We start from the raw sequence: 9,339 nt of genomic DNA, 5'->3' as shown, positions 1-9,339 counted from the left end.
TCAGATTTTAATTGGTTGCGGGGGCCGGATTTGAACCGACGACCTTCGGGTTATGAGCCCGACGAGCTACCAGGCTGCTCCACCCCGCGTCCGTCATTACTCTTCCATCGAGTAACGTTACTGCTTCTGATTTTAATTGGTTGCGGGGGCCRGATTTGAACYGACGACCTTCGGGTTATGAGCCCGACGAGCTACCAGGCTGCTCCACCCCGCGTCCGTGGATGCGCACTATACTCTGCTAATGATTTCATGCAACCCTTTTTTCACCTTGATCACGTTTTTAGGGCGAAAACGAACAAAAACAACGCATTCTGGATTGTTTTTTGCGCAAAATTTGCGTTCGGGTAGGTATACGCATTTCATTAGGTTCGGGGGTTTGTTATCTTCGTCTCGCATTCAGGCAACATAAGACGAGAATAATGAAAGGACGTTGGGCAAAATATCTTCTGGCGGGAGCAGTCGTCGCGATGCTCGCAGCATGTTCCTCAAAACCCACCGATCGTGGGCAGCAGTATAAAGACGGGAAATTTACCCAGCCTTTCTCACTGGTGAACCAGCCTGATGCGGTTGGCGCGCCAATTAACGCCGGTGATTTCGCCGAGCAGGTTAATCAAATTCGCAGCGCATCGCCACGTTTGTACGGTAACCAGAGTAACGTTTACAACGCTATCCAGCAGTGGCTACGTGCGGGCGGTGATACGCGCAGTATGCGCCAGTTTGGTATTGATGCCTGGCAAATGGAAGGGGCGGACAACTACGGTAACGTTCAGTTTACCGGTTACTACACACCGGTTATTCAGGCGCGCCATACGCGCCAGGGCGAGTTTCAGTATCCTATCTATCGTATGCCGCCAAAACGTGGGCGCTTACCAAGCCGTGCCGAGATCTATGCTGGCGCGTTGAGCGACAATTACATTCTGGCATACAGCAACTCCCTGATGGATAACTTCATTATGGATGTTCAGGGCAGTGGTTACATCGATTTTGGCGATGGCAGCCCGCTGAACTTCTTTAGCTATTCCGGGAAAAACGGTCACGCCTATCGCAGTATCGGTAAAGTGCTTATCGACCGTGGCGAAGTGAAAAAAGAAGATATGTCGATGCAGGCTATTCGTCATTGGGGTGAAACGCACAGCGAAGCCGAAGTGCGTGAGCTGCTGGAGCAGAACCCATCGTTTGTCTTCTTTAAACCGCAATCTTTTGCGCCGGTGAAAGGGGCCAGCGCGGTACCATTGATTGGCCGAGCATCCGTGGCTTCTGACCGCAGTATTATCCCTGCGGGTACGACGTTACTGGCGGAAGTTCCGCTGCTGGACAATAACGGTAAATTCACCGGTCAGTATGAATTACGTCTGATGGTGGCGTTAGATGTCGGTGGGGCGATAAAAGGACAGCACTTCGATATCTACCAGGGTATTGGTGCAGACGCCGGACACCGTGCGGGGTGGTATAATCACTACGGACGCGTGTGGGTGCTGAAAACAGCGGCCAACGCGGGTAACGTATTCAGCGGTTAATTGCCGGATGGCGCTTCGCTTATCCGGCCTGGATTATTGAGTAGGCCTGATAAGGCGTAGCCGCCATCAGGCAGTGATGCAGTCATCAAGGGCGGCATTTGTCCGCTCTTTTTGTTTTCTATATCTGAGGTTCTATGTCTGTGGTTATAAGTGATGCCTGGCGTCAGCGTTTTGGCGGTACGGCGCGTCTGTATGGCGAAAATGCGCTGCAACTGTTTGCTCAATCGCACGTTTGCGTGGTTGGGATTGGCGGAGTGGGGTCATGGGCGGCGGAAGCGTTGGCGCGAACCGGCATTGGCGCCATCACGCTTATCGATATGGATGATGTGTGTGTCACCAATACTAACCGCCAGATCCATGCTCTGCGCGATAACGTTGGCCTGGCAAAAGCTGAAGTGATGGCTGAACGTATCCGTCAGATTAACCCGGAGTGCCGGGTGAACGTAGTTGATGATTTTGTTACGCCAGATAACGTTGCAGAGTATATGAACGCGGGCTTTTCGTATGTCATCGATGCTATCGACAGCGTGCGCCCGAAGGCGGCGCTGATCGCTTATTGCCGGCGCAATAAAATTCCGCTGGTGACCACTGGTGGTGCGGGCGGGCAGATTGATCCTACGCAGATTCAGGTGGTTGATTTGGCAAAAACCATCCAGGACCCGCTGGCGGCGAAGCTACGTGAGCGACTGAAAAGCGATTTTGGGGTGGTGAAAAACAGCAAAGGCAAACTGGGCGTGGACTGTGTGTTCTCGACCGAAGCGCTGGTGTATCCGCAGGCAGATGGCTCGGTATGTGCAATGAAGGCTACGGCGGAAGGGCCGAAGCGTATGGATTGCGCATCCGGATTTGGCGCTGCCACCATGGTGACGGCGACCTTTGGTTTTGTTGCGGTCTCTCACGCGCTGAAGAAAATGATGGCGAAAGCCGCGCGTCAGGCCTGATTGTATCGGATGGCGTGACGCTTATCCGACCTACGGTTCACGCAGCGTTGTAGGCCGGATAAGACGCATCAGCGTTGCCATCCGGCATCCTGAGCTGCCTCAATGAGCGCATTCAGCCCCTGACTACGTGACGCGCTCAGTTGTGCGCTTAAGCCCAACTCATCAAATAACGCCATCGGCGAACGCGTCTGTAACTCCGCGGTAGTTTTACCTTCGATAGCCGTGAGTAGTACCGCCAGCAGGCCGCGCACAATTCGGCCTTCACTATCACCGAAGAAGTGAAGTGTGCCATTCTCATGCAGACTGTACCCCAGCCAAACGCGGTTTTCGCATCCGGCAATCTCTTTTGCCTGCGCTTTCAGATCATCCGAAAGGGCCGGAAGTTGCTTGCCCAGTAAAATAAGTTGACGATATTTATCTTCCCACTGGGTGAGCGGGATAAAAGTATTGCGTAACGTCTCTTCCGTTACGATTGTGCCAAACGGGTGTCCGGCGAGCAGAGGGCTTGTCATTAGTCCACCAATATTTCCAGTGCGCGGTCAACGGCTGCGACCAACGCATCCACATCACTTTGCGTATTATAAGGGGCAAATGAGGCGCGCAGCGTCCCGGAGACGCCCAGCTCCGCCAGCAGCGGTTGTGCGCAGTGCTGCCCCGCTCGCAGCGCAATGCCATATTCGGCCAGTAGCGTCACCATGTCGCTGTGATGAACGCCTGCGAAATCAAAGGCTAACAGACTGGAGTCCTGGCAGCGGAAGGAACGAAATCCTGGCCGCTTTGCCAGCATATCTTCTGCCAACGTCGCCAGACTGCGGCTCCAGTTTTCGGCTTGCACGATATCAATATCCGCAAGCCATTCAAGCGCCGCACTTAATCCAATGACGCCAGCAACATTAGGGGTACCGGCCTCAAGCTTCCATGGCGCAGCCTGGGTGGTGAAACCGTCAAAACTGACTTCGCTAATCATTTTACCGCCGCCGAGCCAGGGGGACATGGCTTCCAGCAGTTCCGGCTTACCGTACAGCGCGCCAATGCCGGTGGGACCATACAGCTTGTGGCCCGAGAACGCATAGAAATCAATATCTAACTGCTGAACGTCAGCGGGGAAATGTACAATCCCCTGGGCGCCATCCACCATCACCACCATGCCTGCCGCATGAGCAAGCGTAATCGCGCGGGCTAAGTCAGGGCAGCCGCCGGTGACGTTCGACATCTGACCGAGAGCCAGAATGCGACTGCGTGGGGTGATGAGGTCCGCCAGACGCTCTGTGTCAGGCAGCAAATGGGCATTGAGCGGAAGCTTGATGACGTTGGCCCCCGTTTGCTCCGCCACCATCAGCCAGGGAACCAGGTTGGCGTGATGTTCCGCTACGCTGACGATAATCTCGTCGCCCGGTTGTAAGCGCGGACGCGCATAACTTTGGGCAACCATATTGATAGCTTCCGTCGTGCCACGGGTCCAGACGATTGTTTTGTCATCCGGCGCGTTAATCAGCCGTGCGACTTTTTCCCGCGCGGCTTCATAGCGCGCGGTCAGACGCTGGGCTTCAGCAAACTGGCTGCGATGGACGTTCCCGGCGCTCAGACTATAAAACTGATGGGTCGCCTCAATCACCGCCTGCGGCTTCAATGCCGTCGCGGCGCTGTCGAGATAGACACCTGCATCGTTGAGTGCGGGAAATTGTGCGCGAAACTGCGTGGGGTTAAAAGCGTTCATGGTATTCCTCAGTTCAGTAAACGGATCGTGGCGCAAAAAGGGCATTGATACAAGGGTTGCGCTAACCATCGGAATACTCTGGATATCCTGGCAAAGCCCGCTCAGTGTCTTATGCTAAATAGCGTTAGGTGAACAATTTTGCCTGTTACGGAGTGTGTTTTTAATAGCATAAATCGCTTTAAGGAGAAGAAGATGAAAAAGACTGCCGCCATAATTTCTGCCTGTATGCTGACTTTTGCCCTGAGCGCCTGTTCCGGTTCGAATTACGTGATGCACACCAACGATGGTCGATCAATCGTAGCTGACGGTAAGCCACAGACCGATAATGAAACGGGGATGATTTCGTATAAAGACGCTAACGGCAACAAACAGCAGATTAACCGCACTGACGTGAAAGAGATGGTAGAACTGGATAACTAACCGGTCATCCATCGACAAAGAGTCGGACAAAAAAAAGCACCGCAATTTGGCGGTGCTACATTAATCACTATGGACAGACAGGGTAAATGTACAGGAAGTGAAAAAGGGTAGCTTTGCTACCATGGTCTGAATCGCAGACCAATTGCAAACACAACAACACAACATCACAACCGTAAGCCAAAAGCCCACCAGAACACGCATTCCGATAAAACTTTTCGTTCCGGCTTCAGGAAGTGCCGCCACTATAGGTATTTGCTGGTAGAACCTCAACGGACAATTTATAATGGCTCAGATAAAAAAAACTAATAGGTTACAACCTGTTAGCTAATTGTTAAATTCATTTAACATCAAAGCCTAAAAGTCATGTCAAAACGATTACCACCCTTAAATGCGTTGCGTGTTTTTGATGCTGCAGCGCGTCATTTGAGCTTTACGCGTGCAGCAGAAGAGCTTTTTGTGACGCAGGCCGCAGTAAGTCATCAAATCAAGTCACTCGAGGATTTCCTTGGGCTGAAGCTGTTTCGTCGACGCAATCGATCTTTACTGTTGACGGAAGAAGGCCAAAGCTACTTCCTCGACATCAAAGAGATTTTTTCGCAATTAACCGACGCGACGCGTAAACTTCAGGCACGTAGTGCAAAAGGTGCGCTTACGGTCAGTTTATTGCCCAGTTTTGCGATCCAATGGCTGGTGCCCAGACTCTCTAGCTTTAACTCAGCTTATCCGGGAATCGATGTCAGGATCCAGGCGGTGGACCGTCAGGAAGACAAACTGGCTGACGATGTGGATGTGGCGATTTTCTACGGACGCGGCAACTGGCCGGGTCTGCGCGTTGAAAAATTGTACGCAGAATATTTATTGCCGGTCTGCTCGCCGCTGTTGCTTACTGGTGATAAACCGCTGAAGATGCCTGAAGATCTGGCAAAACATACGTTATTGCACGATGCGTCACGGCGTGACTGGCAAGCTTATACACGCCAGCTTGGGCTGAATCATATCAACGTACAGCAGGGACCTATCTTCAGCCATAGCGCCATGGTGCTACAGGCCGCTATCCATGGACAGGGAATCGCGTTGGCTAATAACGTCATGGCGCAATCCGAGATTGAAGCCGGACGTCTGGTTTGTCCATTTAATGATGTTCTGGTCAGCAAAAACGCATTTTATCTGGTTTGTCATGACAGTCAGGCAGAACTGGGTAAAATAGCCGCCTTCCGTCAGTGGATACTGGCGAAAGCGGCCACGGAACAAGAAAAATTCCGCTTTCGTTATGAACAATAATTTACGTAGGGTATTAACATGACCAGCCGTTTTATGCTGATTTTTGCCGCCGTCAGTGGCTTTATCTTTGTAGCTCTGGGAGCCTTTGGGGCACATGTTCTGAGTAAAACCCTCGGCGTTGTTGAAATGGGGTGGATCCAGACTGGCCTTGAGTATCAGGCATTTCATACGCTGGCTATTTTTGGTCTGGCCGTCGCCATGCAGCGACGCATCAGCATTTGGTTTTACTGGAGTAGCGTGTTCCTGGCATTAGGGACTGTGCTGTTTAGCGGCAGTCTGTATTGCCTCGCGCTTTCTCATTTACGCCTGTGGGCGTTTGTTACCCCTGTCGGTGGTTTTAGCTTCCTTGTAGGCTGGGCACTGATGTTAGTGGGCGCTATTCGATTGAAACGTAAGGGCGTAAGCCATGAATAAGGTTGTATTGTTGTGTCGCCCGGGTTTTGAAAAAGAGTGCGCCGCAGAAATTACGGATAAAGCAGGGCGTCGCGAAATCTTTGGTTTCGCCCGCGTCAAAGAAAATGCGGGTTATGTCATCTTTGAATGCTATCAGCAGGAAGATGCGGAAAAGCTGGTTAAAGAGTTGCCGTTTAGCTCGCTGATTTTTGCTCGCCAAATGTTTGTTGTCGGCGAGCTACTGCAATATTTGCCGCCGGAAGACCGCATCACACCGATCGTCGGTATGCTGCAGGGCGTGGTGGAGAAAGGCGGCGATTTGCGTGTCGAAGTTGCCGACACGAATGAAAGCAAAGAGCTGGTTAAGTTTTGCCGCAAATTTACCGTACCGCTGCGCGCCGCGCTGCGTGAAGCGGGCGTGCTGGCAAAACATGAAACGCCAAAACGTCCGGTAGTGCACGTCTTCTTTATTGCGCCAGGCTGTTGCTATACCGGCTATTCCTGGCCTGACAATAACTCCCCGTTCTACATGGGGATTCCGCGTCTGAAATTCCCGGCGGATGCGCCGAGCCGTTCAACGTTGAAGCTGGAAGAGGCGCTGCACGTGTTTATCCCTGCCGATGAGTGGGATGAGCGTCTGGCCAATGGAATGTATGCGGTGGATTTAGGGGCCTGCCCGGGCGGATGGACCTATCAGCTGGTTAAACGCAACATGTGGGTTTACTCCGTGGATAACGGTCCGATGGCACAAAGCCTGATGGATACCGGGCAGGTCACCTGGCTGCGGGAGGATGGATTTAAGTATCGCCCGAATCGCAACAACATCTCATGGATGGTGTGCGACATGGTGGAGAAGCCAGCGAAGGTTGCCGCGCTGATGGCACAATGGCTGGTCAACGGCTGGTGTCGTGAGACGATTTTCAACCTCAAGCTGCCGATGAAAAAACGCTACGAAGAGGTATCACAGAACCTGGCTTACATTCAGGCCCAGCTTGATGAACATGGCGTAAATGCCCAGATTCAGGCGCGTCAGCTGTATCATGACCGTGAAGAAGTAACTGTTCACGTGCGTCGTCTGTGGGCTGCCGTCGGTGGTCGTCGCGACGAACGATAATACTTATATGCCGGATGGCGGCGTGAACGCCTCATCCGGCGTGGGTTGTTTCAATCATTTCTGTATCTGAAATAATATGCGTCACATTTTCCAGATGCCCAATCTGCGTCTCACCCGAGCGATTAAATTTACTCTTATCAATCAATAATAATGACTGCGCCGCACGCCTAAGCAGGATGGATTTAAAATCGGCGTTGGTAGCATTTGAATCCCAGAGTGTACCGCCACGGTCGATCCCCTCGCAGGAAAAGATGAACAGGTCGATATCAAGTGACTTTAGCTGTGAGATGAGCGATGGATTAACGTAGCAACCGTATTTACGCTCAAGTCGACCACCGGAACTGATCAACTGAATATTTTCACGTTTACCCAATTCGAGGCAAATCGGTTGGCTATTCGTAAATACGTGAATGTTAATGTCTGGCAACAGGCGAGCCAGGTACCAGCAAGTAGAACTGGCATCCAGCGCGATCACCATACCTTCCTCTATCCACGTTAACGCGTCTCTGGCGATATCTGCTTTGTGGGAATAATGGCTTTTCAGTCTGATATGAAACGGCTCGCCGCAGTCCTGGTTTACCCGATGTATCACTTTGGCGCGCCCGTGATTACGCAGTACCTTACCCTGCGCCTGCAGTTGCGTAAGATCGCGACGGATAGTTTCTTTACTGACATTGAGCTGTGAGGATAAGGTTTCAGTCGTCAGACTTTTATGGTTGCTCAACAGATCCAGGATTGCTTGCAGGCGCGCTGCTTTCATGTTTTCTCACCCCATCATGCGATGAATGCCCGTACCTGTCGGGCATTCAGGTAAGAGATTATGGCGTTACCCCTTTTTTTAACAGGATATTTCCGTACTTTGCCCGCTCCCCTGTAATAACGATTGCGAATACTTTTTGTGCGCGTTCATAAAATGCATAACGGTCAATGCGAGTGATGTCCGGGCAAGGTGTTTGTAATGACAGTGCCTGCCGATATCGCGCTTCTACGTCGAGGTCGAGCGAGTCTCCTTCGACGGCGGCCATCATCACCAGTGGTGGGGCGTAACTGTCCAGTTCAAACAGCGGAATAATCGCCTGCAACAGGTCGCTGACCTGCAGACCATCGGCCCGGATAACCTGCGGGCCCATACTGTGGGCCGGAAAGTGGGCGTCGGAAAAAATAATCTCATCACCGTGACCCATTTCAGCCAGCACCTTTAACAGATCCGGGGAAATTAAGGGGGAAATCGTTTTGAGCATGTCACTCGACTCCTGTGAATACGGGTTCTGTTTGTGGATAGAAGTAACGATACTGATAGTCCACCTGCGCGCGAGCCAGTTCCGGAGAGGCAAATTCGCCGATACCGGACCAGGCAAACATCGCTGCACCGGCAACCGTCGTTTCGGCATCATCCAGCACTTTGATGGGAATACCCAGAATGTTCGCTTTTATCTGATTCCATAGTGCATTACGACTTCCTCCACCAACCAGAAGTAGCTCTGTTGCGTTGAAATGACCGATGGTTTCTAGTGTGTGTAGATTGTGCTGCAACTGGGCCGTCAATCCTTCCAGCGCCGCGCGGTAGAAGTGTCCGCGGGTACTGTTGAGTGTGACACCCTGCCAGCCGGCATTCTGAGAGGCCAGCAGGTCGCAGTGCATCTTCACGCCTTCGGCACCTGCCGGGATTGCCCTGGCTTCGTCAATCAGCGTTTGCCATGGGGTATCAGCAGTCCACAACAACTTGCGTACCCATTCGAGGACACCGGAAGCAAGCCACTGCATTCCGGGGTTATTGAGTCCGGGCAGGCTATCCAGTTCACAGGTAGAACCCACATAGTCGCTGAGTAAGGCAGTATTCACCTGTGCGCTGCGTACCATCAGTATTTCCCATGTACCGGAAGAGAGCACGGGTTCATCTGGCTGCGCGCCTGCGCCAAAGAGCGCAAACTGCGTGTCGTGGCCGGCAGATATCAC

General features: G+C 52.3%; 11 protein-coding genes and 2 tRNA genes. 6 read left to right on the top strand and 7 right to left on the bottom strand.

Annotated elements, in window-relative coordinates:
- Positions 1–12: 12 nt before the first annotated feature.
- Together JTI85_RS17815 and JTI85_RS17810 are read right to left on the bottom strand one after the other, a co-directional pair.
- A tRNA-Met gene (locus JTI85_RS17815) sits at positions 13–89 on the bottom strand.
- A 48-nt stretch (positions 90–137) separates the two neighbouring features.
- Positions 138–214 (bottom strand) — tRNA-Met (locus JTI85_RS17810).
- Positions 215–419: 205 nt separating this feature from the next.
- Between JTI85_RS17810 and mltA the strand changes: the two genes are divergently transcribed.
- Both mltA and tcdA read left to right on the top strand, forming a co-directional pair.
- Positions 420–1,517 (top strand): murein transglycosylase A, encoded by a 1,098-nt coding sequence (gene mltA, locus JTI85_RS17805; protein WP_048213098.1) that lies wholly within the window; start codon positions 420–422, stop codon positions 1,515–1,517.
- Positions 1,518–1,651: 134 nt separating this feature from the next.
- On the top strand, positions 1,652–2,458 hold the full coding sequence (gene tcdA, locus JTI85_RS17800; RefSeq protein ID WP_003825630.1) for a tRNA cyclic N6-threonylcarbamoyladenosine(37) synthase TcdA: 807 nt from the start codon (positions 1,652–1,654) through the stop codon (positions 2,456–2,458).
- 68 nt (positions 2,459–2,526) lie between these two features.
- Here the strand turns inward: tcdA and csdE are convergent, their stop codons facing one another.
- Both csdE and csdA read right to left on the bottom strand, forming a co-directional pair.
- On the bottom strand, positions 2,527–2,970 hold the full coding sequence (gene csdE / locus JTI85_RS17795; protein WP_048213096.1) for a cysteine desulfurase sulfur acceptor subunit CsdE: 444 nt from the start codon (positions 2,968–2,970) through the stop codon (positions 2,527–2,529).
- Complete coding sequence (gene csdA, locus JTI85_RS17790; protein WP_200037674.1) at positions 2,970–4,175, bottom strand: cysteine desulfurase CsdA; 1,206 nt, start codon at positions 4,173–4,175, stop codon at positions 2,970–2,972. Before csdA ends, csdE begins: the two co-directional genes overlap by 1 nt.
- 192 nt (positions 4,176–4,367) lie before the next feature.
- Here csdA and JTI85_RS17785 point away from each other — a divergent pair, with 192 nt between their 5' ends.
- The 4 genes from JTI85_RS17785 to rlmM all read left to right on the top strand — a co-directional run bounded on the left by JTI85_RS17785 (position 4,368) and on the right by rlmM (position 7,383).
- Positions 4,368–4,595, top strand: coding sequence for a YgdI/YgdR family lipoprotein (locus JTI85_RS17785; protein ID WP_003840386.1), 228 nt, complete (start codon positions 4,368–4,370; stop codon positions 4,593–4,595).
- Between the two features lie 363 nt (positions 4,596–4,958).
- Entirely contained in the window at positions 4,959–5,876 is a 918-nt protein-coding gene (gene gcvA / locus JTI85_RS17780; protein ID WP_200044852.1) for a glycine cleavage system transcriptional regulator GcvA, read from the top strand.
- Between the two features lie 18 nt (positions 5,877–5,894).
- The gene (locus JTI85_RS17775; RefSeq protein ID WP_003034037.1) at positions 5,895–6,290 is read left to right on the top strand and encodes a DUF423 domain-containing protein; all 396 of its coding nucleotides are present in this window, start codon (positions 5,895–5,897) and stop codon (positions 6,288–6,290) included.
- A complete protein-coding gene (gene rlmM, locus JTI85_RS17770) occupies positions 6,283–7,383 on the top strand; it encodes a 23S rRNA (cytidine(2498)-2'-O)-methyltransferase RlmM (RefSeq protein WP_048213093.1) in 1,101 nt (366 codons plus the stop codon). The genes JTI85_RS17775 and rlmM overlap by 8 nt, the downstream gene beginning before the upstream one ends.
- 31 nt (positions 7,384–7,414) lie before the next feature.
- Here the strand turns inward: rlmM and fucR are convergent, their stop codons facing one another.
- The 3 genes from fucR to JTI85_RS21585 form a co-directional block, all read right to left on the bottom strand.
- Positions 7,415–8,143, bottom strand: a complete 729-nt coding sequence (fucR, locus tag JTI85_RS17765) for an L-fucose operon activator (protein WP_115642949.1) — start codon at positions 8,141–8,143, stop codon at positions 7,415–7,417.
- Between the two features lie 58 nt (positions 8,144–8,201).
- Positions 8,202–8,624, bottom strand: a complete 423-nt coding sequence (gene fucU, locus JTI85_RS17760; protein ID WP_048213091.1) for an L-fucose mutarotase — start codon at positions 8,622–8,624, stop codon at positions 8,202–8,204.
- Position 8,625: 1 nt separating this feature from the next.
- Positions 8,626–9,339 (bottom strand): FGGY-family carbohydrate kinase (locus tag JTI85_RS21585; protein WP_255574865.1); only part of this gene is annotated, 714 nt, incomplete at its 5' end.

The organism is Citrobacter sp. Colony219 (genome assembly GCF_019382635.1).
Lineage (GTDB): Bacteria > Pseudomonadota > Gammaproteobacteria > Enterobacterales > Enterobacteriaceae > Citrobacter > Citrobacter youngae.
The sequence above is the reverse complement of the archived record's forward strand: the minus strand, read 5'-3'. Positions and strand labels throughout refer to the sequence as shown.